The 26049-nt window shown below is 42.5% G+C and carries 27 protein-coding genes; 12 read left to right on the forward strand and 15 right to left on the reverse strand.

Going from position 1 to position 26049, the window contains the following annotated elements; genetic code table 11:
• Positions 1-88 precede the first annotated feature (88 nt).
• The 7 genes from BK582_RS23490 to BK582_RS23520 all read left to right on the forward strand — a co-directional run bounded on the left by BK582_RS23490 (position 89) and on the right by BK582_RS23520 (position 8153).
• Positions 89-1360 carry a YheC/YheD family endospore coat-associated protein gene (locus BK582_RS23490; RefSeq protein WP_169911237.1) on the forward strand — a complete coding sequence of 424 codons (1272 nt, stop codon included), beginning with the start codon at positions 89-91 and terminating at the stop codon, positions 1358-1360.
• A 42-nt stretch (positions 1361-1402) separates the two neighbouring features.
• Positions 1403-2443, forward strand: coding sequence for a YheC/YheD family endospore coat-associated protein (locus BK582_RS23495; RefSeq protein ID WP_169911239.1), 1041 nt, complete (start codon positions 1403-1405; stop codon positions 2441-2443).
• Positions 2444-2495: 52 nt separating this feature from the next.
• A complete protein-coding gene (locus BK582_RS23500) occupies positions 2496-3896 on the forward strand; it encodes a YheC/YheD family endospore coat-associated protein (protein WP_078597360.1) in 1401 nt (466 codons plus the stop codon).
• 197 nt (positions 3897-4093) lie between these two features.
• A complete protein-coding gene (locus BK582_RS23505; protein WP_078597361.1) occupies positions 4094-5131 on the forward strand; it encodes a YheC/YheD family endospore coat-associated protein in 1038 nt (345 codons plus the stop codon).
• A 232-nt stretch (positions 5132-5363) separates the two neighbouring features.
• Positions 5364-5582, forward strand: coding sequence for a DUF5342 family protein (locus tag BK582_RS23510; protein WP_078597362.1), 219 nt, complete (start codon positions 5364-5366; stop codon positions 5580-5582).
• A 29-nt stretch (positions 5583-5611) separates the two neighbouring features.
• Positions 5612-6535 (forward strand): PucR family transcriptional regulator, encoded by a 924-nt coding sequence (locus BK582_RS23515; protein WP_078597363.1) that lies wholly within the window; start codon positions 5612-5614, stop codon positions 6533-6535.
• A 526-nt stretch (positions 6536-7061) separates the two neighbouring features.
• Positions 7062-8153 (forward strand): ABC transporter ATP-binding protein, encoded by a 1092-nt coding sequence (locus BK582_RS23520; protein WP_078597364.1) that lies wholly within the window; start codon positions 7062-7064, stop codon positions 8151-8153.
• Between the two features lie 35 nt (positions 8154-8188).
• Here the strand turns inward: BK582_RS23520 and BK582_RS23525 are convergent, their stop codons facing one another.
• The 14 genes from BK582_RS23525 to nadB all read right to left on the reverse strand — a co-directional run bounded on the left by BK582_RS23525 (position 8189) and on the right by nadB (position 20540).
• The gene (locus BK582_RS23525) at positions 8189-8437 is read right to left on the reverse strand and encodes a hypothetical protein (RefSeq protein WP_078597365.1); all 249 of its coding nucleotides are present in this window, start codon (positions 8435-8437) and stop codon (positions 8189-8191) included.
• Between the two features lie 179 nt (positions 8438-8616).
• The gene (locus BK582_RS23530; RefSeq protein WP_078597366.1) at positions 8617-8826 is read right to left on the reverse strand and encodes an alpha/beta-type small acid-soluble spore protein; all 210 of its coding nucleotides are present in this window, start codon (positions 8824-8826) and stop codon (positions 8617-8619) included.
• Positions 8827-9122: 296 nt separating this feature from the next.
• Positions 9123-9767 (reverse strand): CoA transferase subunit B, encoded by a 645-nt coding sequence (locus tag BK582_RS23535; protein WP_078597367.1) that lies wholly within the window; start codon positions 9765-9767, stop codon positions 9123-9125.
• Between the two features lie 16 nt (positions 9768-9783).
• On the reverse strand, positions 9784-10476 hold the full coding sequence (locus BK582_RS23540; protein ID WP_078597368.1) for a CoA transferase subunit A: 693 nt from the start codon (positions 10474-10476) through the stop codon (positions 9784-9786).
• Positions 10477-10497: 21 nt separating this feature from the next.
• Positions 10498-12027: an acyl-CoA carboxylase subunit beta gene (locus BK582_RS23545; protein WP_078597369.1), complete on the reverse strand. Its 1530-nt coding sequence runs from the start codon at positions 12025-12027 to the stop codon at positions 10498-10500.
• An 87-nt stretch (positions 12028-12114) separates the two neighbouring features.
• Positions 12115-12261, reverse strand: a complete 147-nt coding sequence (locus tag BK582_RS27410) for a hypothetical protein (protein WP_169911241.1) — start codon at positions 12259-12261, stop codon at positions 12115-12117.
• A gap of 48 nt (positions 12262-12309) precedes the next feature.
• Positions 12310-13086, reverse strand: coding sequence for an enoyl-CoA hydratase (locus BK582_RS23550; RefSeq protein WP_078597370.1), 777 nt, complete (start codon positions 13084-13086; stop codon positions 12310-12312).
• 25 nt (positions 13087-13111) lie between these two features.
• Positions 13112-14005 carry a hydroxymethylglutaryl-CoA lyase gene (locus BK582_RS23555; protein ID WP_078597371.1) on the reverse strand — a complete coding sequence of 298 codons (894 nt, stop codon included), beginning with the start codon at positions 14003-14005 and terminating at the stop codon, positions 13112-13114.
• A gap of 12 nt (positions 14006-14017) precedes the next feature.
• Entirely contained in the window at positions 14018-14236 is a 219-nt protein-coding gene (locus tag BK582_RS23560; protein WP_078597372.1) for an acetyl-CoA carboxylase biotin carboxyl carrier protein subunit, read from the reverse strand.
• A gap of 22 nt (positions 14237-14258) precedes the next feature.
• Positions 14259-15608, reverse strand: coding sequence for an acetyl-CoA carboxylase biotin carboxylase subunit (locus BK582_RS23565; protein ID WP_078597373.1), 1350 nt, complete (start codon positions 15606-15608; stop codon positions 14259-14261).
• A 13-nt stretch (positions 15609-15621) separates the two neighbouring features.
• Positions 15622-16770: an acyl-CoA dehydrogenase gene (locus tag BK582_RS23570; RefSeq protein WP_078597374.1), complete on the reverse strand. Its 1149-nt coding sequence runs from the start codon at positions 16768-16770 to the stop codon at positions 15622-15624.
• A gap of 222 nt (positions 16771-16992) precedes the next feature.
• Positions 16993-18102, reverse strand: a complete 1110-nt coding sequence (gene nadA / locus BK582_RS23575) for a quinolinate synthase NadA (protein ID WP_078597375.1) — start codon at positions 18100-18102, stop codon at positions 16993-16995.
• On the reverse strand, positions 18080-18946 hold the full coding sequence (gene nadC, locus BK582_RS23580; protein WP_078597376.1) for a carboxylating nicotinate-nucleotide diphosphorylase: 867 nt from the start codon (positions 18944-18946) through the stop codon (positions 18080-18082). The genes nadA and nadC overlap by 23 nt, the downstream gene beginning before the upstream one ends.
• 19 nt (positions 18947-18965) lie before the next feature.
• Positions 18966-20540, reverse strand: a complete 1575-nt coding sequence (nadB, locus tag BK582_RS23585) for an L-aspartate oxidase (RefSeq protein ID WP_078597377.1) — start codon at positions 20538-20540, stop codon at positions 18966-18968.
• A gap of 95 nt (positions 20541-20635) precedes the next feature.
• Here nadB and BK582_RS23590 point away from each other — a divergent pair, with 95 nt between their 5' ends.
• Together BK582_RS23590 and BK582_RS23595 are read left to right on the forward strand one after the other, a co-directional pair.
• Positions 20636-21784 (forward strand): IscS subfamily cysteine desulfurase, encoded by a 1149-nt coding sequence (locus BK582_RS23590; protein ID WP_078597378.1) that lies wholly within the window; start codon positions 20636-20638, stop codon positions 21782-21784.
• A complete protein-coding gene (locus BK582_RS23595) occupies positions 21777-22313 on the forward strand; it encodes a transcription repressor NadR (protein ID WP_078597379.1) in 537 nt (178 codons plus the stop codon). The genes BK582_RS23590 and BK582_RS23595 overlap by 8 nt, the downstream gene beginning before the upstream one ends.
• 337 nt (positions 22314-22650) lie before the next feature.
• On the opposite strand, the gene BK582_RS23600 is transcribed toward BK582_RS23595, so the two are convergent.
• On the reverse strand, positions 22651-23388 hold the full coding sequence (locus tag BK582_RS23600; RefSeq protein ID WP_078597380.1) for an urease accessory protein UreH domain-containing protein: 738 nt from the start codon (positions 23386-23388) through the stop codon (positions 22651-22653).
• 198 nt (positions 23389-23586) lie between these two features.
• On the opposite strand from BK582_RS23600, the gene BK582_RS23605 reads away from it, so the two are divergent.
• From BK582_RS23605 to BK582_RS23615, 3 genes are all read left to right on the forward strand, one after another.
• Positions 23587-24423: an STAS domain-containing protein gene (locus BK582_RS23605; protein WP_078597381.1), complete on the forward strand. Its 837-nt coding sequence runs from the start codon at positions 23587-23589 to the stop codon at positions 24421-24423.
• A gap of 188 nt (positions 24424-24611) precedes the next feature.
• Positions 24612-25172: an RNA polymerase sigma factor gene (locus BK582_RS23610; RefSeq protein ID WP_078597382.1), complete on the forward strand. Its 561-nt coding sequence runs from the start codon at positions 24612-24614 to the stop codon at positions 25170-25172.
• Positions 25153-26016 carry a hypothetical protein gene (locus BK582_RS23615; protein ID WP_078597383.1) on the forward strand — a complete coding sequence of 288 codons (864 nt, stop codon included), beginning with the start codon at positions 25153-25155 and terminating at the stop codon, positions 26014-26016. The genes BK582_RS23610 and BK582_RS23615 overlap by 20 nt, the downstream gene beginning before the upstream one ends.
• Positions 26017-26049: the final 33 nt, after the last annotated feature.

The following is a 26049-nucleotide window of genomic DNA, read 5'->3' on the forward strand; positions in this document are numbered from 1 at the left end:
GTTTTCCTTTACTTACAATATAGACAGTATAAAGCTTAATGATAAACTTCCATTTAACCAAATTGTATTCCCCGAGGAGACAGCACGTTTGTGGAAAATAAATTCTTCTATACCCGGGAAAGCCACATATCATTTTTTATCAAAGGAAATCGAAGTCTCCACGAGTGCTGAATTAAGTCCAGGGACTGTTCAACTGCACTCCAGGCTAGCCTCCGAGCTTTCTTTGTCTCCAGGAGAAAAAATCCGCTGCTTATACAGAAAAAAGGAGAACGTTTTCCAGTTCGGCCCTTCCCTCGGGGTAGTGCTTGGCGACTGTTCGGAAATTAATGAAATGCCATTTGGCGACCTCACGCATTATTTAACCGAAATGGCAAAAACCTGTGAGAGACTTTACTGCCCTTTTACAGTATTTTCTTATAAAGAGACATCCGGCTCTTATACGGAAGGGTTTAAATACATTGAAGGAAAATGGGAAAAGTCCCTCACTCCCCTCCCACAGGTAATTTATAATCGCATTGGGCGTAGAGACCAGGAAAAATCCGTTCAATGCAAACACTTTTTCCAGCGCCTTACAGAATTAAATATACCTTATTTTAATGAAAGGTTCCTTCATAAGTGGGAAGTATATAACTATTTGCTTAATGAACCTGTATTATCACCTTATCTTCCTGAAACAAAACATTTAAAGTCTTTAGCAGATTTAGAGCAAATGGCAGAAAAACATAGCGGGCTGTATATAAAACCTTTCACAGGAAGAGAAGGTTCAGGAATTATAAAGGTTTCTGCTGATAACGGAATCTACTTTATTACCTACCCCGCAGATGAAGGGTGGCAAACAAAAAAAGTATCTTCTTTAAAACAGCTTTATTCTATGCTTAAAGGAAGAATTATGAGAAGACCCTATATTATTCAGCCAATGATTAGTGTAAATGAGAAATATAAAGCCCCGGTGGACTTCCGGGTACTTTGTATCAAAGATTCATATAGTATATGGAAGGCATGTTCCGCTGTGGCTCGTGTAGGCCAGAAAAATACAATTGTTTCAAACCTTGCAAAAGGCGGAAGCCAGAAGCAAGCCCTGTCAATTCTGGAAGAAATCATTCCGTCCGCAGATGTACCGCATACAGAAAGGCTTATGCATGAACTCTCTCTGTTATGCGCATATGTGTTAGACAGAGAAACAGAAGGTATTTACGGGGAACTTGGCATAGATTTAATGATAGATAACGAAGGGCGCCCATGGATTCTGGAAGTAAATATTAAACCTTCCAAAAGCGAACTGCCTGAAGCTGCCGTCAGTCTCCCTTCTGTCAATTTGATTATTTTGTATGCTGTTTCCCTGGCTGGATTTGCAGATTAATAAGTACTGGATAGTTTACTGTGCTTGGAAAGGATGACTGGCATGGGAAGTCTCGGAATCCTTCAGTGGAATACAGAAAGAACCGATTATTATACAGATCAGGTAGCCGAACACTGCGCTTCTTCAGGAATACAGGTAGTCAGATTATCTCCCCTGAGCTGTAACTTCAGCACTTTAACTGCGACAGGCTGCCGTTACGACCTGTCTGCAGGACAATGGACAAAAGATGTTTTTCCTGTCCCTGACTTCATTTACGATCGCTGTTTTTATCCTCCTGGCAGTAAAGAAAAAAAGCGGGTAACTGAAGCTTCTGAGCAATTAAAAAAGCTCAGTGTTTTTCTTGGATCTGGCCTCCCAAATAAATGGGCTGTATACCGATGGCTCAGGAAAGATTCCCGTATCGCCAGTTTTCTTCCCCCTACACAGCTTCTTGAAGAAGATGTGTTGAATGCCTACGTGAATGCTTTTGGGACGGTAGTTATAAAACCAGTCTTCGGTTCCGGCGGCGACGGATTTCATGTAATCCGTCGCCGGGACAATACAATCAGTCTTTATAATAAAAGCAAAGAACTCCTGCTGGCTGAAGACAGCGGGGCAACTTTATATAAATTTTTAAAAAGCAGCTTACCAGCTTCAAGGTACATTATTCAGCCTTTTCTCAAGCTGCAGTTGAACGGCCGGCCGTTTGATTTAAGGGTGGTAATGCAGAAAGAATCTCCTGAACACTGGTATGAGGCGGGCAAAGGATACCGGGTTGGCCGGAAAAATTCCTATGTGTCTAATTTGAGAGCAGGGGGCAGAATCTCCTCTTCCCTGAACCACCACAGTGGAGAATATAAACAAGCTGAACAAATTGCCGAAAAAATCTCTCCCTTAATACCATTCGTTCTGGAAAAGTATCATCAGCCTCTTTTTGAGCTGGGAATTGACTACGGACTTGATTCCCAAGGAAAACTCTGGATCATTGAGGTTAATTCCAAGCCAGGTTACGAAACTGTCATGAAAACAACAGATAATACCAGAAAGAAACTGATTTTTTCCAGGCCTGCCCGCCTCATCAGACAACTGGAAAACTCAGAATAAAGGGTCAACAATAAAAGCACAGCCTTAAGATTAGTGATGCTGCAACTAAGGAGTGAGTATATTGTCTTTTATAACTGAAGTCTCCCTTAATGAACTTGAGGAGGAGAGCAGCAGTCTGCTCCTCTCCAGACAGATGCTTGATAAATTATCACTCAAGGCAGGTTCAGAGCAGTATGTTTTTTTTGGCACAAAGAAAACCGCATGTACAATAAGCATCGCAGTTGATGAGAAAAATGACCGTTGCTTTCTGTCTAAAAAAGCATGGGACAGTCTCAGTATTCCGTTTCCTGTAAAGTTAAATATTCTTTCAAGTGACACAGGGGACATTTATTTAGGTCCTGTAGTCGGGATTTACACAGCAGGTTTTACAGGAAACCTGCTTCGTCCGGCCGGAGAAAGATCTTTCTTGTTTGCCAAATATATCAGCGCAGCTAAAGCGGCCGGTGTTCTGGCTTTTATCTTCGGTTCCCACCATCTTATGTGGGAAGAGGGAACGGTGGAAGGTTACACATACGGCAGGAAAGGATGGAAAAAAATTAAAGTCCCTCTGCCCAATGTAGTTTATGACAGGCTGCCTAACAGAAAGACAGAAGAACACCCACTCTATGCAGAAACAAGAGACCGGCTGCAAAATGAATACAGCATACCGTGGTTTAATCCAGGCTTCTTTGATAAATGGACCGTGTATAATCAGCTTTCCGGTTACCCAATGGTGAGCAGTCTGATGCCCCGGACCATATCAGCCCCTTCCGCTGTTGAAGTGAAAGAGTTTATTGAAAAATACAAGCATATTTATATAAAGCCTAAAAATGGAAGCCTGGGACTCGGTATACACCAGATCATTTTTGATCCTGATGAGCAGCTTTATTACTGCCGTTTCAGAGACCATTCCAGAAACAGGTTAAGGCGTTACGGAAGTCTGAACGGTCTCTTAAAGACACAGTTTCCTCATGGTTATGAGAACATGGTCATCCAGCAAGGAATAGATTTATTAAAATATCAGAATAACCCGATAGATTTTCGCATCCACACAAATAAAGATGAAACAGGAAAATGGCGTATTACTGCAATAGCCGCGAAAGTGGCTGGCGCTGGCAGTGTTACTACCCACGTAAAAAGCGGCGGGCAGGTTAAATCGGTTAATGAAATATGGGAAGAGCTGCAGCTGGGAAGGGATCTTCTTGATGATTTAAAAAATATCTCGCTGAAACTAAGCACAGCGATAGATGAAACGACAGATGGTTGTATCGGAGAAATCGGCTTCGATATAGGCATTGATGAAAAGGAAAATATCTGGATGTTCGAAGCGAATTCCAAGCCTGGCAGAACAATTTTCTTCCATCCGAAGCTTAAACGGGAAGACCTTCTAACACGAAAGTTGCCGATGGATTATGCAGTATGTTTATTCAGGAAATCCATTGAAGCCGCTGCTGCGGAAGGAGTCACCATGTAAAGAGTAAGTCTTGTAAAACGCATCCTGCGTATAAAGTGAACCTTCAATCAGTGGGGTTTTCGTTCATCCCCAACTGGTTGTTAGTTGAACCAATCGGGATGTTAGCGTCCGTTATTCCCCCCTAAACATCTTTGCTTCCACTTATGTTTTGAGGCGGGAGTTTTACGGACGGTTGCATCGGGATAAAGGGTGAGACAATGGCAGCTAACCATAATAATCCAGAAGAAAGAAATATTATTATTTTGACCGGGCAAGGGAAAGACAGAAAGTTTACAGGTGAGACACGTTTCTATGAGCAGCTCGCTGAAACGGCCCGAAAGAGACGGGGAAAGGTTTACATTCTTCCTTTTAGAGGAGGCGAGGCGGCAGACGGAAAGGCATTTAGCTGGGATATGGAAAGGAAAGAATGGGTGGAGACTTCCTGTCCGGAGCCCGATGTGGTATACAATCGTTTTTCTGACAGGTTTACAGAATGGGCAGATCCAGTCCAGCAATATTTTAACGAGCTGGAAAAAGAGAAAATCCCTTACTTTAATCGTTGTTTCTTTAACAAACTTCATACCTCCTCCCTTTTGCAAAATCATCGGGTGCTGAAAAAATATTATCCTGAAACAAAGAGGATGGCAACGAGGGATGATTTGGCCGCTTTTCTAAATAAGCACAATGCCGTTTTTATTAAAGATATCCACGGCTCACAAGGACAAGGGATATGGAAAGTAGAAAACAATGGCACCTCCTATACCCTTCAAACTCAGAAGCAGCAATATAAAGGACTGTCATTTCAGAACCTTGCCGAACTTTTAAAGCCTGTGTATAAAAAGAAAACATTGCTTATCCAGGAAGGAATCCCCCTTACGTTATTGAATGACAGAACTTATGATTTCAGAGTCCTTGTTCATTTTTTCGCTGGAAAATGGCACGTAACGGGGATCGGCGTCCGCCAGGCCCGCAATGGTGGATACACCACCCACGTTCCACAGGGCGGCCGTATCCTGTCTTTTGACTCAGTCCCTGTAAAGCCGGACCCGGAAACTGTGAAGCAGTTGTCAGCACATATAGGAAAAATGCTGGATTTAAAATTTCAGAATGTAAGGGAGTTTTCTTTCGATTTAGGTACAGACGATGAAGGCGGGCTGTGGATTCTGGACGTTAACAGTAAGCCAATGATGTTTGATGAACGAGAGATAAATAAAAAGAGGATCAATACTCTGGCAAGGATATTTGCCGAGGCTTAGCCTGCCGGTTTACCCTTCCTCCCTTTATAGAATGAGCTGATAAACTTCTGAATCCTTCCTTGTCTGTTGCCGCTGACTTTTTATGATATGATAGTTTTAGCCAGGGATTATGAAAATGGATATCCATTTCTTCACGTGAAGATTTAGTCCTGAGAAGACGCTGGACTAACTTCACCTTACATAAAGGTCCCTAAGAGCTCAGATAAAGAGTCAGCTACTGGAGGAATGTATTTTGATATCTCACTTTAATTATAAAGAAATCAAAAATAACTTAATTAATCAGGAGTGGAGCTTTTCGTTTTTTTATCAGCAAAAACGATATACAGGGAAATATTATAAAGATGGCAGCATCAAGTGGACAAGCCCGGAAGATATCAACGAAGAGGACAGGAAGTTCCTTGAAACTGCCATACATGATTTAATGCTTTATCATGTATACGAAGACCATTAGAATCTTTTTAATGAAGGGGTAAGCAATTCATGCTTGATAAGCTGAAAAATTATTATGCGGGACTACTGGCAGAAAACGCTCAGACTATCCCGGAGGAATACCGCCTGACTTTATATGAGGAAAATGAAGAAGAAATTATACTTGATAAACGCAAGTTATCGAGCGAAGAAGTTTCATTGCTGGAAACACTGTTTAATAATTCTCCCGCTCTTCCATCAAGGCCGGTTTCGGTTTCCGAAGGTATGATATATAACTGGCTTTTTAAAGATGAAGAACCTGATTTTTCCCTGTTAAATAATATCATTAACCCGCCTGTGCGGCTGGTCCACTTTTATATAAAAAGCAGAATAAGTGACTACGAATCTTTTGAAGAAGCTCTTAAAAGCTTGTTTGTATCTACCCAGTCCCTTATATGGGCTTCTGCCACAGAAGGATTTCTTGTACAGGAGATCACAGCTGACAGCGAGGATATGGAAACTGATGAGTCTATACCGGATATTATTGCTTCAGACTTTTTCGTTCAAGCGCTTTTCTATACAGGATCCATCATTTCCGAGGTGGCAGATTTAAAGAACAGGCATGCATGGGAAGCCGAAGCTTTCAGAACAGCACGTCTGGTGATGCCTGCCAAAAGCATTTATATTGAGCAGGAGATTGTCCCTGCTCTTATGATTAACGAACTTAACAATGAATCAAGACAAAAACTTCTTGAGCTCCTGGATCCTGTGTTAAGTGAACATGATCTGCTGGAATCTGTGAAAGTATATCTCGAGTGCAATATGAATACGAGCATGGCGGCAAAAAAACTGTACATGCATCGTAACACTGTACAATACAGAGTAGATAAATTTATTGAAAAAACGTCAATTGACATTAAAAGGTTTCCAAATGCCGTGGCAGTTTATATTTTATTTCTCCTTTCCCAGGCAGTATCACAAGGCAGCGATAATTAAAAAATGATCCTCTTGAACTCAGGGAAGAGGGGGTCCAAAAAGAGACTGGGACATAACTAAAGTGTTTAAATGAAAATACGAGCAAAATATCACTATAGCGGAGGAAATATACGTAGACTCCTTCGGGAGCAAAGGCAACGGTGAGACCCCACAGGGCGATGCCCGAGGAGGCTCACCAGCCGCCCGAGGAAAGCGAAGTGTATTTCCGTAGCGTTTTTTTTATCCTTGTTCGGATTTTCAATCCATCAAAAACTTCTGCCCCTGCCTCTTTAAATTTTATTTAAACACTCGAAAGAACGTATTATATTTACTTCAATCAATCATTATCGTTATAAAGAGAGAGGGTTTCATCAAAAGCCAGGCTTTTGGGATACCCTCTTTTTTACTTAACACTGCTGTAATCCTCTCTGAACACAAAAAAATGCACCTTGCACAAAAGATTGCATTTTTTTTGTGCAGGCTGCCAGTAGTTTTGAAAACCCTTACATTATAAACTGTAAACAGATATAAAAGAGGAGTGACAACTATGGCAGATATTACTTTTAAAAGTCTTTATAAAATTTATGACGGCGATGTACAGGCAGTTAAAGATTTTAATCTTGATATTGAAGATAAGGAATTTATCGTATTTGTAGGCCCTTCCGGCTGTGGTAAATCAACAACTTTACGTATGGTTGCCGGCCTTGAAGACATTTCTAAAGGAGAACTTTATATCGGTGATACACTCGTAAACGATGTAGCCCCAAAAGACCGTGACATCGCGATGGTGTTCCAGAACTATGCCCTTTACCCGCATATGAATGTATATGAAAACATGGCTTTCGGCCTTAAATTAAGAAAGTTCAAAAAAGATGAAATTGATAAACGTGTTAAAGATGCTGCACGAATTCTTGGTCTTACTGAAATGCTCGAACGTAAACCGAAAGCAATGTCCGGTGGGCAGCGCCAGCGAGTTGCCTTAGGACGTGCGATTGTGCGTGACCCTAAAGTATTCCTTATGGACGAGCCTTTATCAAACCTGGATGCAAAACTCCGTGTACAAATGCGTGCTGAGATTACAAAGCTTCATCAGCGCCTCCAGACAACTACTATTTATGTAACACACGACCAGACAGAAGCGATGACGATGGCAACACGCATCGTTGTAATGAAGGATGGAATTATCCAGCAAGTTGGACGTCCAAAGGATATTTACGATAACCCTGAGAACGTCTTCGTAGGCGGTTTTATCGGATCTCCTTCCATGAACTTCCTGACAGGAACTTTAAAAGACGGCTACTTCCACGTTGAAGACCTTAAAATCAAAGTTCCGCAGGGAAAAATGAAGCCAATCGAAAAATACAATAATAAAGAACTGATTCTTGGTATCCGTCCGGAAGATGTACACGATGAGCCTGTCTTTATCGAAGCTTCTGAAAACTCTCAGCTTGAAGCAAAAGTAGACGTAGCAGAGCTTATGGGTGCTGAGACTTTCCTTTATTCAAAAATTGGCGAGCAAAACTTCATCGCACGTGTAGATTCACGTACTGATATTGGAAGTGGCGATGACATTAAACTTGCTTTTGATATGAATAAAGCACATTTCTTCGACCCTGAAACAGAAAGCCGTCTCCGTTAAAAAAATGAAAGACCTCCCGGATATTTCGGGGGGTCTTATTCTTCTTCCTGCACAAGAAAGATTTTATCTTCTCCACAGTCCTCACACGTTAATAAATGTGGACATTTAAAATCTTTTTTATCATTTTTTATCCCGTCAATCTCTTTCATTTGCTCAATCGGCATATAAGGGCTGTAATCATCAAAATAATCCATATACCGTCCTTTATCACTCATCACTCCTGAGCAGGAAGGACATTTTTCTGTTAAAATTTTCATTCCGTTGCATACTGGACAATCTTTCATAATTCCTCCTTCATTTAACACTTGTTTTTTATAAAAGGAAGATTGGGTATCCTTATGTTTATATGTAATGATTTTACCTTTTTCAGCTGCTGATAAACTTAGGTATTCTGGTAAGGCTGATTTTTTATAAGAAAGGGGATGGCCTAAACCATCCCCTTTACAGCCATGTTATTCATTTGTTATTGTTGTCCACCGCTGAATTGAGACTCAGCCATAGATACAAGACGCTTAGTAATTTCTCCTCCAACAGATCCGTTAGCACGAGAAGTTGCATCAGCACCTAACTGTACTCCAAATTCCTGAGCAATTTCATACTTCATTTGATCTAATGCTTGTTGTACTCCAGGTACAAGAAGCTGGTTGCTGTTATTGCTTCTGTTGCTTGCCATGTTTCTCACCTCCTGTCGTAACCATAGTTTGTATCAAAGTTAGTCAGGTATGTAAAAAAAACATTAACAATTTTTACAAGAAATTTGAGAAGGCTGTTCAGATAAAGAAAACTCGCCGATTGGCGAGCCTTAAGGCGAAGACAGAGGCGTAGTTGCACTTATACTTTAGCCCTGAAAATTTTCTCTGCGCCGAATCAACTTCTCTGCTAAAATTTTATACTTTCTTAAAGTGCAAAAAAGCCGCCCTTCAGTCCGCTTATAAACGCACTTCAGGACAGCTTTTTTCATTAAAACAATTATTCCCTGATAAGCTTTGGTTCTGTTACTGACTGAATATCTTCAAAGGTATAGTCTCCAAGTATTTCTTTGAGTACGAGCCCATCCTCTGTAACATCAATCACCGCTCTGTCCGTAATAATCCGGTTAACAACACCTTTACCAGTCAGCGGCAGACTGCATTCTTTCAATATTTTCGGGTCTCCGTTCCTGTTCACGTGCTCCATTATAATGACTACTTTTTGAGCTCCGTGTACAAGGTCCATCGCTCCGCCCATTCCTTTAATCATTTTTCCAGGAATCATCCAGTTAGCAAGGTCTCCATTCTCAGCTACTTCCATTGCGCCGAGAATCGCCACGTCAATGTGGCCGCCTCGAATCATCGCAAAGGATTCCGCACTGCTGAAATAGGACGCTCCTTTTATTGCTGTTACCGTTTCCTTCCCTGCATTGATCAGATCAGGATCAAGCTCATCCTCTGTTGGATAAGGGCCGATACCTAATAATCCATTTTCTGATTGCAGCACAACTTGTTTATTATCAGAAATATAATTGGCAACCATCGTCGGCATCCCAATGCCAAGGTTCACATAATCACCATCATGAATTTCCTTTTCCGCCCGTCTTGCAATTAACTCACGCATCGCTTTTCGATCAGTACTCATTCATTTCACCCCCTGATTACGATTGTGCTACAGTTCTTCGTTCAATACGTTTTTCCTGTTCTCCTACAATCAGCTTATTTACGTAAATACTCGGCGTATGAATATGCTCTGGATTTAAATCCCCGGCTTCCACGAGATTTTCAACTTCAGCGATCGTCACTTTACCGGCGGCAGCGATCATAGGGTTAAAATTCTGCGCAGTCTTCCGGTAATTCAGGTTACCATGCTTATCACCAAGATAAGCCCTTACAAGACTAAAGTCGGCTTTCATAGCTTTTTCGAGTAAATACTCTTTCCCGTCAAAAATACGCGTTTCTTTGCCTTCAGCAATTTTCGTTCCGACTCCCGCTGGCGTATAAAAAGCAGGAATCCCTGCTCCGCCCGCGCGAATTCTTTCCGAGAGAGTTCCTTGTGGCACTAGTTCAACTTCCAGCTCACCTGCCAGAACCTGACGCTCAAATTCCTTGTTTTCTCCCACATAAGAAGCATAAATCTTATTTATTTGTTTGTTTTCCAGCAGCAGCCCAAGACCCCAGTCGTCGACACCACAGTTGTTTGAAATAATAGTAAGGTCCTTTACGCCTGTTTCCCGCAGTCCTTTAATCAGATTTTCAGGTATACCACAAAGACCGAATCCTCCGACCATAATTGTAGATCCGTCCTTAATATCCGCAACCGCGTCGGTAAACGAACTATATACTTCTTTCATCAGCCGCACCTCCACTTTCTTTTAAACTGGATACACAGAATGCTTTCGGTCAGTGAACACTTGATACTTGGAAGAGTACAGGTCATAACGCCCAACAAGTTCTTCCCTCAGATGATTCGCCGGAACAATTTCATCAATAATCAGTTCAGAAGCAAGACGGTAAACATCGATATTTTCCTGATATTCCTTTCTTTTTTCAGCAATAAATGCCGGCCTTTCTTCTTCCGGAAGTGACGCAATCTTATTAGCGTATACAGCGTTAACAGCTGCTTCAGGCCCCATAACGGCTATTTGGGCAGATGGAAGTGCAATACAGCAATCAGGTTCAAATGCAGGACCTGCCATTGCGTATAGCCCGGCTCCGTATGCTTTTCGCACAATAACAGAAATCTTAGGCACTGTCGCTTCCGACATAGCAGAAATCATCTTAGCTCCGTGGCGGATAATACCAGCTCTTTCTACCTTTGTTCCAATCATAAATCCTGGCACATCAGCTAAGAATAAGAGTGGAATATGATAGGCATCACAAAGGGTTATAAATCTGGCTGCCTTGTCGGCAGAGTCATGGAACAGAACTCCTCCTTTCTGTTTAGGCTGATTTGCTATAATACCTACTGGCCGGCCATCTATTCTTGCAAAGCCTGTAATAAGCTCTTTTGCAAACAATGCCTTCATTTCGAAAAAGCTGTCTTCGTCAATAATTCCATCAATAAATTTATACATGTCAAAAGGTGCGTTCTGATTTTTCGGCACCAGTTCTTCCAATGACTTATCAAGCTTTTTCGGGGAAACTGGTTCAGCTGCTTCCGGGCGGTTTAAGTAGCTTGAAGGGAAATAGCTTAAGTATTGTTTTGCTTTTACGATCGCTTCTTCTTCACTTTCAACAAGAATATCGCCGCAGCCGGAAACAGAACAATGCATTCTTGCACCACCCATCTCTTCGAGGGTGACCTTTTCACCAATCACCATTTCTGCCATTCGGGGGGAACCGAGATACATGGATGCATTTCCATCCACCATCATTACTACATCACAGAAGGCCGGAATATATGCTCCGCCAGCTGCTGAAGGACCGAAAAGAAGACAGATTTGAGGTATTTTACCTGAAAGCTTCACCTGGTTGTAAAAAATTCTTCCAGCTCCTCTTCTGCCTGGAAACATTTCAATCTGGTCTGTTATTCTTGCTCCTGCAGAATCCACAAGGTATAAAAGGGGAACTTCCATTTTTTCCGCGGTTTCCTGAATACGGATGATTTTTTCAACTGTTCTTGAGCCCCAGGAACCTGCTTTTACAGTGGAATCATTAGCCATAACACACACTGTTCTGCCGTTTACTTTACCGATTGCGGTAATAACACCATCGGCCGGGAGCCCTTCGCTCTGGCAGTTGGCGAACTTACCGTCTTCTTTATATTTACCTTCATCAAACAGTCTTGCCAGGCGTTCCCTTACAAACATCTTACCTTTTTGCTCGTTTGCTTCATGATATTTTTGCGCTCCGCCGCTTTCTATTTCGCTTGTTATTTCTTCCCATCTGTTTTCTCGACTCATGCTACCACCTCTTTTTCGGCATCTGTTTATTTATTACTTGTATCAATTTCATAATTCAAAACTTTCAACTTCAATTCGAACATTATCTCAAAAAGTTACTTTGTGGTTCGATTTACGCTTCAGACGGACGCGTTCTGCGGGCACGACTTCAACTAATTTTTGCCGGCTGAACGCCGTCAAAAATGGATTTTCAGCCCGCGCTATTCCCGCAAGAGTCGTCGTCTTACGCTGCAATCGAAAAGTAATGTTCGTCTTTTTTCAAAGTATATATATGAAATCAATTCACTTACCTGTATAATTTGGCTTCCGTTTTTCTTTAAAAGCGTTAAGTCCTTCCAGACGGTCTTCTGTTGGAATTGTTACTTCATATGCTTTTTCTTCGATGACAAGCCCTGTTTCAAGATCTGTCACGCTGCCGTAATTTATTGCAAACTTTGCCTGCTTTACGGCAACAGGACCATTTTTTGCAATTTCCAGAGCGAGATCCCTTGCTTCTGAGAGCAGGAGGTTAGGAGGTACTACTTTAAGCAGCAATCCCCATGAATAAGCTGTGTCAGCTGGGATCCTACGGGCCGTGTAAATCATTTCCTTCGCCCGCTGTACACCGATGGCCCTTGGAAGACGCTGTGTTCCCCCTGCTCCAGGGATAATGCCAAGACTTGTTTCAGTAAGCCCAAATTGTGCATTTTCAGCAGCTATCCTTAAATCACAGGCAAGGGCCAGTTCCAGTCCTCCCCCAAAAGCGCTTCCATTTACAGCGGCAATAACAGGGACAGGCATTTCTTCCAGGTATTTTATTGTGGTTTTTATTTTGTTTACCGCATGGCGAACCTGCATTTCAGACATGCCCCGACGTTCTTTCAAATCGGCTCCGGCACAGAATGCTTTATCGCCTTCTCCGGTAACTATTATGGCCCGGACTTCCCGGTCAAATTTCCACTCATTGAGCTGGTCTGTTATTTCTTCCAGCATTGCCTGAGAAAGAGCATTCGCCGCTTCTTTTCTTTTTAAAGTTAAATATCCGATATGATCTTCTACCGTTGCTTCAATCCATTCCATAATGACTCAGCTCCTTTCGCCTGTCTCAGCTGCTTATTTGTAACTGTCGGCTCGGCAGACTTTTATCCAGCTGTTTTTCAATATATTTTGCAGCTTCCATAAAGCGGTCAAAATCAATGCCTGTATCAATGCCCATTTCTTCAAGCATATGAATCAGGTCTTCGCTCGCTGTATTTCCGGAAGCACCTTTTGCATACGGACAACCACCAAGACCGCCGGCAGCACTGTCGAACACTTTAATTCCATGAGTGAGCCCCACAAGAGTATTTGCCAGTGCCATCCCTCTTGTATCATGAAGATGGAGAGCAAGCTGATCCGGGCTGAAACTTTGAGTAATGTCTTTCAGCACCTGATCCATCTGCCATGGGTTTGCCACACCTATCGTATCGCCAAGGGAGATTTCGTACGCTCCCATGTTTAAAAGGCGGTCAGTCACCTTTTTAACCTGGTCAACCGGCACTGCTCCATCATATGGACAACCAAAAACTGTAGAAACATACCCTCTTACCTTTTTACCAGCAGAGACCGCGTCTTTAACAACCTCCTCAAGCACAGGAAAAGTCTCGTCTACAGATTTATTAATATTTTTCCGGTTATGTGCTTCACTCGCTGACATGAATACAGATACTTCATCTAAATCAGCCTCCAGCGCCCGTTCAAGGCCTTTCCTGTTAGGGACGAGTGCCGCATATGTAATACCGGGAACCCGTGTAATTTTTCCGGCTACCTCTGAGGCATCAGCAAGGGCTGGAATCCACTTAGGGGGGACAAAGGACGTGATTTCAATGTATTTAAGTCCGGAACTGCTTAATCTGTTGATCCATTCCACTTTTACATCTGTCGTGACAAATTCTTTTTCATTCTGCAGGCCGTCCCGGGGACCGACCTCTTTTATCTGAACTTTATCTGGAAAGTCCACAGTGAGACCTCCTTATTTGTCCTTTAATATAATAAGTACTTCTTCTTCGTTTACAAAGCTTCCTTCCTCAACTTTAATTTCTTCAACGATACCGCTGGTTTCCGCTTCAACCGGTATTTCCATTTTCATAGATTCCAGAATCACGACCTCTTGTCCTGCACTCACTTCATCCCCTGTGGAGACCTGGATTTTCCATACATTACCTGCCATTGATGTTTTGATTTCTTTCATGATTAGTTCCTCCTTGAGAATGTCAGTTTGCTGTTTGTACCAGATGTTTCGCAACGAAGTCGGTCGTTGCTTTTCCTTCTTTAAAGATACCATTTTTCAGTGTATTTAAAAGCATCGGAATATTTGTTTTAATCCCTTTTACATTGGATGATTCCAGACATTCGGCCAGCCTTTCAATTGCCTCATCTCTCGTGGCCCCTGTGGAAATAACCTTTCCGATCATCGGGTCATAATAAGGCGTGACTGTAGTACCTTTTCTGACTCCAAAATCATAACGGATATTTTCCATTTCAGGAAAATCCCATTCTTCCAGTTTTCCTGGGGAAGGGAAGAACTTCACAGGATCTTCTGCATAAATTCGTACTTCTATCGCATGTTCTGTATGTTCCTTAGGGTCAGGCATAGTGTTTAGAGACTTTCCTTCTGCCAGCAGAAGCTGCCATTCTACCAGATCATGGCCAGTTGTCTCTTCAGTGACAGGATGTTCCACTTGAAGACGGGTGTTCATTTCCAGGAAATATATTTCTTCGTGCTCGTCGACCAGAAATTCCACTGTGCCCAGATTTGTATATCCTATTGTTTTACCAGCCCTGACAGCGGCTTCATGAAGCTTTTCTCTTCCTTCCGGGGAGAGAAAAACGGATGGCGCCTCCTCAACAATCTTCTGGTGCCTCCGCTGAATGGAACAGTCCCGTTCACCTAAACAAATAATATTTCCGTCTTTGTCCCCTGCAATTTGAGCTTCAATATGGCGAGGGTTTTCGATAAATTTTTCTAAAAATATTTCTCCGGAGCCGAAGAAGGTTTCTGATTTTTTCACGACGGAAGAAATCACTTTCATCATTTCTTTTTCATGCTCCACCTTCTGCATCCCAATTCCGCCTCCGCCGACTGCAGCTTTAACCATAATTGGGTATCCAATGTTCCTTGCAGCCAGGAGAACTGAACTCTCCTCAAGCTCTGTCAGTGTAATCCCGGGAATAACAGGAACATCTGCATTGCCCATCGTCTCTCTCGCCTCTACCTTATTGCCCATACTTTGAATAACATCCGCTTCAGGCCCAATAAAAGTAATCCCTTCTTCCTTGACTCTCTCTGCAAACCGGCTGTTTTCTGATAAAAATCCATAACCTGGATGAATGGCATCAGCCCCTGCTTCCTTTGCAGCTTCGATGATTTTATCCATATTTAAGTAGCTTTCGTTCACCCGGGCACCACCGATGAAATAAGCCTCATCGGCCAGTTCAGCATGAATGCTCTCTTTGTCTGCCTCTGAATACACTGCTGCTGTTTTAATACCGAGCCTCTGGCACGTTTTGATAACTCTTACAGCAATTTCACCCCGGTTTGCTATTAAAACTTTCGAAAACATATTTATATCCTCCTTATCTTGGACAGCCGATTTCTCTCGCAATAACAAGGCGCTGAATTTCCGATGTTCCTTCTCCGATTTCCATAAGCTTAGCGTCCCTTAAATACCTTTCCACATGGTATTCCTGCATGTAGCCATACCCACCGTGTATCTGAATCGCCTGGTTGCATGCCCGTGAAGCCGCTTCAGAAGCAAAAAGCTTAGCCATCGCAGCTTCTTTTTTAAACGGCTTTCCTTTGTCTTTCAGCCAGGCGGCTTTATATACAAGATTCGATGCAAGCTCCAGCTCTGTCGCCATATCTGCAAGCTTGAACTGGATTGCCTGGAAGCTGCCAATCGCTTTGCCAAACTGCTTCCTCTCCTTGCTGTAGGATAACGCAGCTTCATACGCGGCTTTTCCGATTCCAAGAGCAAGAGCCGCAATAGAAATACGTCCTCCATCAAGTGTATAAAGGAATTGATTAAAGCCTTTATCCGGATCGCCGAGGATATTTTCTTTTGGCACTCTTACATCCTCAAGCACAATTTCTGTAGTATTTGAAGCGCGGACACCCATTTTGTCGTACTCACTCCGAACCGTCAGGCCAGGCGTATCAGTTGGCACAATGAAAGCTGAAATTTTCTTTTTGCCCCGCTCATCAGTACCATTTATAGCTGTTACAATTACTGTCCTAGAATAACTCGTATTAGTAATCCAGCACTTTTCTCCGTTAATAACATATTCGTCTCCATCAAGCACTGCTTTCGTTCGCGTTCCTCCTGCATCTGATCCAGCATTTGGCTCTGTAAGGCCGAATGCCCCAAGGCTTTCTCCTTTCGCAAGCGGCACAAGATGCTCTTGTTTTTGTTCTTCTGTTCCGAAATAGTAAAGCGGAGATGCACCGAGGGAGACCGCTGCCGCATAGCTCAGGCCAGTACCTCCGCAGGCCTTTCCTATTTCTTCTACTGCCAGGATATATGAAATCGTATCTCCGCCGGACCCGCCGTATTCTTCAGGAAACGGTATACCGAGAAGACCCAGTTCACCCATTTTTTTAAAGTTTTCAATTGGAAACCTTTCCGTTTTGTCGAGCTCCGGGGCAAGAGGCGCGATTTCCTTTTCTGCGAAGTCACGCACCATATCCCTGATCATTACCTGTTCTTTTGTAAACGAAAAATCCATTTCTCCTTCTCCTCCATTCGGAATGTAAGTGCTTACATATGTGGGTAAAATAAAATTCGGCAACTGACTGAGCATTCGCTCAGAATTATCCGATAACTAATTCCATTATAATGAATGGTTTTTGAATTGACAATTAATTTGTAATATTTAAAACCTTGTGAATTGATGAGCTAACCCCCGGTACACTGTAGTACCGGGGGTTCACAGAGAAAATATATAATATTAAACGAATGCAAACATTCTTTCAATAGCTGTTTTAGCGTCAGAGGCTGTTTGCTTATTTACTTTTATTACATTCACTGGCTCTCCCTTAATGATTCTTTCCAGCGACCAGACAAGGTGGGGCAGATCTATCCGGTTCATTGTAAGACAGGGGCACATTTCTGGGTTCAGCGAAATAATATCTTTATCTGGATGCTGAGATGCGAGCCGCTGGACGAGATTCATTTCTGTTCCCACGGCCCACTTGCTGCCTGGTTCGGCGGCTTTAATAACATCTATGATATATTTAGTAGAGCCGTTTAAATCAGAAGCCTGAACTACTTCATAACTGCATTCCGGATGGACAAGAATTTTCCGGTTCTGCTCTGTATCCCTTAACTGTTCTATATGTTCCAGGCGAAAATTTTCATGCACAGAGCAATGGCCCTTCCATAATATCATTTTAATATCATCTGCTTTTCCGTCAGGGTACTCCATTTCTTCTTTGAGAGGATTCCATAATCCCATCTCGGATAACTCTACCCCTAAGTCAAAAGCAGTATTTCTCCCAAGATGCTGATCTGGAAGGAATAATATCCGCTTTTTTTGCTGAAACGCCCATTCCAGCATTTTTCTTGCATTTGATGAAGTAACTGTAGCTCCCCCGTTTCTTCCCACGAAAGCTTTAATTGCTGCTGTAGAATTTACATAGGTCAGCGGAATCATTGTATCTCCGAATTCTTCCTGCAGTGCTATCCAAGCACGCTCTGTCTGTTCAATATCAGCCATATCCGCCATGGAGCAGCCTGCACGCATATCCGGAAGCACAACAGTTTGATTGTCGCCTGTCAATATATCTGCTGTTTCAGCCATAAAATGAACACCACAGAATACAATATAGTCTGCTTCCCTGTTCTCCGCTGAAATTTGTGCAAGCTGAAGAGAGTCACCCGCTGCATCTGCAAACTGAATAACTTCATTTTTTTGATAATGATGGCCCGGGATAAACAGCCGGTTTCCAAGCTGGGCTTTTATCTCCCTAACTCTTGCTGCAAGTTCTTCCACAGGACGATACTTATATTTTTCAGGAATAGTCCCCTCTACCTTTTCAAACAAATTGATTCTTGCCATTTTTCGTGCCCCCATTTACTTCAATATTGAAACTAATATCAAGTGCTGGCGCCGAATGTGTCAACGCCCCTGCTGATATAAAATCCACCCCGGTATTTGCATATTCATGAAGATTATCAAGCGCTATTCCTCCTGAAAGTTCCGTATAGACAGAGTCAGGTGTTTCCCTCCGCCAGACTGCTGCTTCTTCAGGAGTACAATTATCAAACATAATCACATTTGCCCCTGCTTCGACTGCTTCCCTGACTTCTTCCATGGTTTCAGCCTCTACTTCTATTTTTATCATATGGCCTGTCTTTTCCCTTACAAGGCGGACAGCTTTACTGATCGAACCGCTGCGGGCTATATGATTATCTTTAATAAGGATCGCATCATCGAGGCGGAACCTGTGATTAAACCCTCCGCCGCAGCGAACAGCATGCTTTTCCAGCATACGAAGGCCAGGAGTAGTCTTCCGTGTATCACATATTCTTGTCTTTGTACCTTCCAGCTGCTTAACAGCCTCAGCTGTTAAGGTCGCAATTCCGCTCATTCTCTGAATCAGGTTTAGGAGTACTCGTTCTGTTGCCAGCAAATCAACTGTTTTACCCTTAACTCTCCCTATGATTTCCCCTGCCCGTACATAGTCACCGTCCTTCTTGTTCATTTCAAGAATAATATCACTGCCAAGCAGCTTATACCCTTGTTTTAAAATATCTTCCCCTGCAAAAATACCGTCCTGTTTAGCCAGGAAGTGTGCTTCACATTTTTCATCAGCGAATATTGCCTCCGAGGTACGGTCCCCAAAGCCTATATCCTCATTAAAAAAATGTATTAATTGCTCATTCAGTAACAATTTATTCATTTTATCCCATGCTCCTCTGCTAATTTTTCACCGGTAATCTTTCAGGCTGAAGCTGCCTGATAATTTGCTTTCCCTGCCATGCATATTGGTCCGGCTTTGGAAAATCAGTACGGTAGTGTGCTCCGCGGCTTTCTGTTCTCTCAAGGGCAGACCGGGCCATCAGCCATGCAGTCAGCAGCATATTCGAACGTTCAATTTTTTCCCTGTTCCACCCTGTTCTGTCTGCATAGGCATGATATTCTGCACCTTGTTCCTGTAGCCAGGCTTCCAGACTCTTAAGCTTCTCTTCGTTTCTTTCAACACCGAGAGATACAGTGATTTTGCTTTGGATTTCTTTTCTGGATGGTAAAGCAGGCACCTTACAGCTGGTGTTTTGTTTTTCGAAATGCTGATTATGCCGGATTTGAGCTGGAGTAATTTTTTCAGCTTCTATTAAAATACTTTCAGCCGCTCTTTCGCTAAATACAAGTGCTTCAAGCAAGGAATTGCTCGCCAGTCTGTTTGCTCCATGAACCCCGGTTCTTGCTGTTTCACCTATAGCATACAGCCCTGGAAGCGTTGTCCTGCCGAAAGTGTCAGTAAGAACGCCTCCCATCAGGAAATGAGCTCCGGGTGAAACAGGAATCCGGTTACTATCCAGAGAAATACCAGCGTCCTGGCATATTTTATAGATTGCAGGAAACCTCTCTCTGAAATTATTAATAGGTGTTATATCTAAATAAACTTGTTTTTTCTGCCGAACATACCCCTCGATAACTCGGGCAACAATATCCCGTGGAGCCAGATCCTTCAGCGGATGGACTCCCTTCATAATAGGACAGCCTTTCTCATCCGTCAGAATGGCGCCCTCCCCGCGGATTGCTTCAGAAGCAAGACCGGCTGTTTTCCCGTTTTGAACTATAAGAGTTGGATGAAACTGAAGGAATTCAAGATCTGATAAAGCTGCTCCTGCACGGTAAGCCATTGCAATACCATCACCGATAATGGAAGTGTCATTACTCGTCTGCTGAAATAATACGCCGCATCCCCCGGTTGCTAAAATTGTGAAATGTGCACGGTGGCCGCATATTCTTCCACCCGTTCCTTTTGTTATTATTCCGGAGCATTTTCCGCCTTCTGAAAGCAACTCTACTGCCTGTTCATTTTCATAGATTTGTATATCAGAAGATAATGCAGCCTTGTCATAGAGATACTGCATCATCCGTACACCTGTCTGGTCTCCCCCTGCGTGGAGGATTCGCCTCTTTCCGTGAGCTCCTTCCATTCCAAGAAGATAGCTTCCGGAAGAATCTGTATCAAATGACATACCCGCGGCGATCCATCTGTTTAATCGTGTTACTCCTTCTTTAACGAGGAGCGATACTGCGCCATGATCGTTATGTAAGCAGCCTGCCTTTAGTGTGTCGGAATAATGATGAAAGGGTGAATCATTATTATGGACGGCTGCGGCAATTCCCCCTTGAGCTCTCCAGGAATTACAGTTGTTTTTCAGCTTCTTTGTAAATATTTTCACATTCATCTTCCCGGCTAATTTATTGGCAGCTACAAGGGCGGACATTCCCCCTCCTATGATAATGACATCATGCTTTTTCATTGTTCACCTGCACCTTTTCTTTACATCTGTCTTGACACCTATATTTACACAAAATTAAACTAAAGACAAGAAGATTTTAAAAATGAGGGATATTAATGATATATTTAGACCATGCGGCTGCTACCCCGATGTCTCCTACAGCTTTAGGAGCATATGTAAAAGCTGCCGAAGAATATTTTGCAAATACAAGCAGCCTCCATGAACAAGGAGAAAAATCAAAACAGCTGCTGGAAAAATGCCGTGCCGAAACAGCCCAAATTATTCAAGCCTCCCCAAACGAAATATTTTTTACAAGTGGAGGAACTGAGTCTAATATACTTGCTTTAGAAGCTATATTTTCGGCAAACGGACAAGCTGACAGCCACGTAATTACTTCAGCAGCAGAACATCCATCAGTTCAAACTTTTTTTAAAAAGCTTGAATCAAAGGGTATAGAAGTGAGCTATCTCGGAGTGGATTCTTCCGGGCAAATCAGCGTGGAGGAACTAAAGCAGACTATTAAGCGAAATACAGTACTTGCTTCTATACAGCATGTAAACTCTGAAACAGGAACGATCCAGCCTCTTCATGAGATAGGAACTGTGTTGAGGGAATCGGGTGTTATTTTTCACAGCGACTGTGTCCAGTCTTTTACTAAACTTCCGATACAAGTGGACAAATTGCCGGCAGACGCCCTTTCTTTTTCCGGCCATAAAATTTACGGTCCAAAGGGAACGGGTGCTGTTTATCTTTCATCACGTATAAAATGGGATTCCGTTAATCCCCTTACAACACATGAATCCGGTTTCCGCCCCGGGACAATAAACCTTCCTGGGATTGCGTCTTTCACCGCAGCAGCAATTGAATCCGTTGAAAATCAAACCTCGGGGCTTGAGTATATCCGTGGATTAAGAGAGTTATTTTTTGAAGAATTAAAACCTTTCACGCAAAAGTTTTTAGTTGAAGGTTCATCAGACGAGGCGCAGCTGCCGCACATAATCGGTATGGGAATTGAAGGCTATGAAGGCCAGTATATCCTCTTGACACTGGACAGGTACGGAATTTGTATATCAACCGGCAGTGCATGCCAGTCCGGCAAACAGGACCCTTCTGTAATGATGCAGGCCTTAAACCGGACACCCCAGGAAGCAAGGCGTTTTTTCAGGATTTCCTTAGGTGTTAACAATACGAAAGAAGAAATTATCAGAACTGCTGAAGTGATTAAAGAGTGTATTTATGAAAGAGAGGGAAACGCATATGGCTGAAAAGAAAAAATGGCTAGGCGAGGAAAGGAGGAAGAGAATATTAACACTGCTGCAGGAACGGCAGGATCCTCAAACAGGAGGAATGCTTGCTGAAGAGGTAAATGTCAGCCGCCAGGTCATCGTACAGGATGTATCATTGCTGAAAGCACAGAACATTCCCATAGTAGCAACAAGCCAGGGGTATATACTTACTTCGGCAGATGAGGGTACGCTGCCTTTCTCCCGGGTAATTGCCTGTAAACACTCGCCTGAAAAAACCGAAGAGGAACTTTTCATTCTCGTAGATCATGGGGTGCTTGTTAAGGATGTGAAAGTCGAACACCCGGTTTACGGAGATATTACAGCATCAGTAATGGTAAACAACCGGAAAGAAGTAAAAGAATTTATAAAGAAAATTACATCAACAAAAGCCGCCTACTTGTCTGAACTAACTGACGGAGTACATCTTCATACGCTTGAAGCAAAGTCAGGCGAAGACCTTGATGATGCAATCGCAGAGCTGCGGCAAGCAGGTTTTCTGCTGGATTAAAAATAGCGCAAGAGCATTAATCACGAGTGGCAGGTGAACACTAAGTTGAGTATTCAGCTAAAGTGAAATAACCGGAGCTTTTCCGGTTATTTGCAGTCTGGAGGTTGTTTTTCGGTGATATAAGGGGAGATATTCCGGTTATGCAAAACTAAAACTACTATTTTCTAATTTTTCCAGTCAATAGGCGGAATCTTTCCGCCTATTTAAGCTTTTTTTAATAATAATTATGAATTAACCGGAATTTTTCCGGCTATTTATTAAATCGGCTGCATGACTGCTTAACCTGCCTCCCAGCCAATAAGTTCAACACGCTTGATTCTCTCCCTCTGCCAGTCTCTTACCAAAAAGTTAAAATATCCAGCACCCCTAACACAATCATAAAACTCCCTGCAGTACGCTGGACAATTAAGCCTATTCTTTTACCTTTCTTTATCACTTTTCCGCTCAGGCCTAAATACCAGATGATGAAGATAACGGCGAGAAACGGCAACGACGTTCCTATTGCAAACAGGCTGGGCAGTACGGCCCCATAGGCAGTTGATAGAGTCATAGGCATTAACAGTATAAAGAACAGCAAAAACATTGTAGGACAGAAGCCAAGAGAAAAGCTGAAGCCGAGCATAAACGCTCCCCATTTTCCTCTTCTCTTTTCTCCTTTTTCATAAGCTGATTGTTTCCACAGATTGAGCGTCCAGTTCCATCTGAATAGCCCCAGCATATATATACCAATCAGGATAAGCACTGGTCCAAGCACTTTTCTCATTGGCTCGAAAAACAATGGAAGCTGCTGCTGAAATTCCTGTCCTAATAAGTAAACAATCAGGCCCAGGCCTGAAAATGCAACGATCTTTCCAATCATGTAATAAACTGTATCAGACCAGGAAATACCCCGGTTTAATGAATTAGTGCCATATAGAGTTATTGCACTGACGTTTCCTGAAAACTGGCATGGCGCCAGAGCACCTACAACACCGAGCATTAATGCAAAAACGATTGGAATAGATTCCATACTGTTGGCAGCGTGCATAAACGGTTCCCTAAGCATTGAACTAATTTGGTCTACATATTGAAACATAATTTTAAGTCTCCTGTTTTTTAATAGCTTACATAAACAGTTTACCAAAGTCATAGTCAAAATTTGTGAAGAATGAATGAATTCTTAATGGTATACTTAAATACATAATAGCCCCTGGGGTGAAAACAATTAACTGAATGTAATACAGGAAGTTTACTATTGTAATATTGAATACTACTACTTGGAGGCAGGCTGAAAATGGATAAGCTGAAAAGCTGTGCTGATTACTTTAAAGAAAACTCGGAATATCTGGCTGAAGAAATTGTTGAAGGAGTAATAAGCAGAATGGAGCTTAAAATCTCCGAGCATGAAAAGAGCCAGGCTTTAAATATGTATATAAATTTACTGGATTTCCTGGGTCAGTCTATTAAAGATGAGAAAGATGGAGTACCAGTTTCTTTAATTGAATGGAGTAAAGAAAATGCAGCCTCCATTGTCTCAGACAAAAACGGGATTTCGGACATTATTACCCGTTATCCGCCAACGAGGGATATTTTCATTGAAATTATAACCGGGATTAGTATAGAGTGCGGGCTGTCACTTAAGGAACTTGCTTTTGTAATTAAACGGATTAACGGCATACTGGATGCCAGCCTTAACGAAACGGTCTTTGCTTTTGAACGTCTGTCAGCAGAGTATAAAAGCGAGGCACAAAGAGAAATTGCCAGATTGTCGGCTCCTGTCGTTCCAGTGAAGGAGGGAATAGCCATTCTCCCTTTGATTGGCAACATCGATTCTTTTAGAGCTGGATATATAATGGAATCTGTAATACCAGAGATCGAAAGCAAAGGGATTGATATTCTGATAGCCGACTTTTCCGGAATCTTTACGATAGATTCGTATGTCGCAAGCAATCTGCATCAAATCGGGCAAATGCTCCGGCTTATGGGAGTTAGAGTAATTACTACCGGGCTCCGTCCCGATATAGTTCAGAGTGTGACAAAAAGCGGTATTAACATGTCCTCGTCTGAAATATATTCTACCGTCAAACAGGCATTGTCCAGTCTTGAACAAAGTACTAATACTCCTGATTAACAGTAAAGCGGATGGGCCATGTGCAGCCCGTCCGTTTCTCTTTTACATTTCCCCGCCCTATTTAATACATAACTACCCTTTTCATATCCTTTACCGGCCGCTAACCTGCCGTCCATTAAACATATTCTTCAGTTATGAAACTTTTCCTGCGAATGTACTGTCAAATAAATGAGAGGAGGCCGGAAAGCATGTCCGAGTTTGATGATTATTCCTGTATACAGAGTGCACTTCAGGGTGATGATATGGCGTTCCACCAGTTAATCGACCATTATTATTTGACTGTAGAAAGGTTTGCAAGACAGATAGGTGTCCGGGAGGAGGATCTCCAGGATGTCACCCAGGAAGTTTTTATAAAAGTCTTTCGATTTCTCCATAAGTATTCCAGGGGAAAATTCAGTACTTGGCTGTACAGCGTGACCCTGAATGTGTCAAAAGACTATTTCCGGAAACAAAAACGGGAAAAGGCGAAAATTGATAAAACAATAAACAGTTCCCCTGAAACATTTTACACAGAAAATACCGATCTTACTGATGATGCACGGATATTACATAAATCCATACAGATTCTGGATGAAAAATACCGTGTGCCTATCGCCTTATTTTATTTTCAGGAAGCTTCTATAAAAGATATATCAGCCATTATGAACCTAAGCGAAAGCACAGTAAAAACGAGGCTGAAAAGAGGAAAAGAAAAGCTGAAGGCATCACTGGAAAAAGGAGGCCGTATGTATGAGCGAGAAGCGTTTTGACGAAGGGATCATGGAACTTAAAAATAAATACAATCAATCGAGACCAGTAAGTTCACCTTCAGACATATTCCAGGCTGTCCAGGCATCCAGAAAAAAAACATGGATTATAAAGGGATATGGCGGTATTGCAGCTGCATCTGTATGTGCATTGCTGATAGCCGGCATCCTGATTGGTTCAATGCTTACCGGCAACGATACGAACCTTACAGGAGAGGATGCTGTACCACCGGAATCAGGAGGCAGGCCCGATGCAGTATTGGGAGGAACCGGAGAATATGACAATAATGAAAATCCGACTGATGAAGCGGCTGATACAAATAATCCGAATGAGTCCCGGGATGATCTGGATGTACAATACAAAGAACGCCCCGAGACTATTTCTGAAAATATAACTGCAGAAGGTATGGAGCATGAACATACACTTCATCTTTATATTGACGAAGAACTGGGCTATTCCACTTACCTGGAACCTCAGACTGTCGTTACAGAAGATATTTACCGCTCAGAAAAACTTATAGGCCGTGAATTTAAAGTTACCGATTCATTCTCTATTACTTTACTGGTTCATTCTGAAGAAGAAAGCTCTCTGGAGGCAATTGAAATGCGTACCATTGAACAGATGGAATCAGAAGGATACGAAGAGTCCGCCGAGCCTTATCCTGTCTTCGAAACTCCTGATCGGCAGGGTCAGTTCAGCCAGCCAGCATCGAGCCAGCGTTATTACGCCTTATTAGAACACGACGGGAGAGTCTTTTCTGTCCAGGCAGAATTGCCTTCCGAATCGTTTGACGGCCGATTTCCAGTCACCTTAAAAAGCTTTATTGATGAACTGATGTTCAGATAATTTTACAGAGTACAGCAAGTCCGCCGAGCATTG

The sequence above is a fragment of the Evansella clarkii genome (assembly GCF_002019695.1).
Classification (GTDB): Bacteria; Bacillota; Bacilli; order Bacillales; family Salisediminibacteriaceae; genus Evansella; species Evansella clarkii.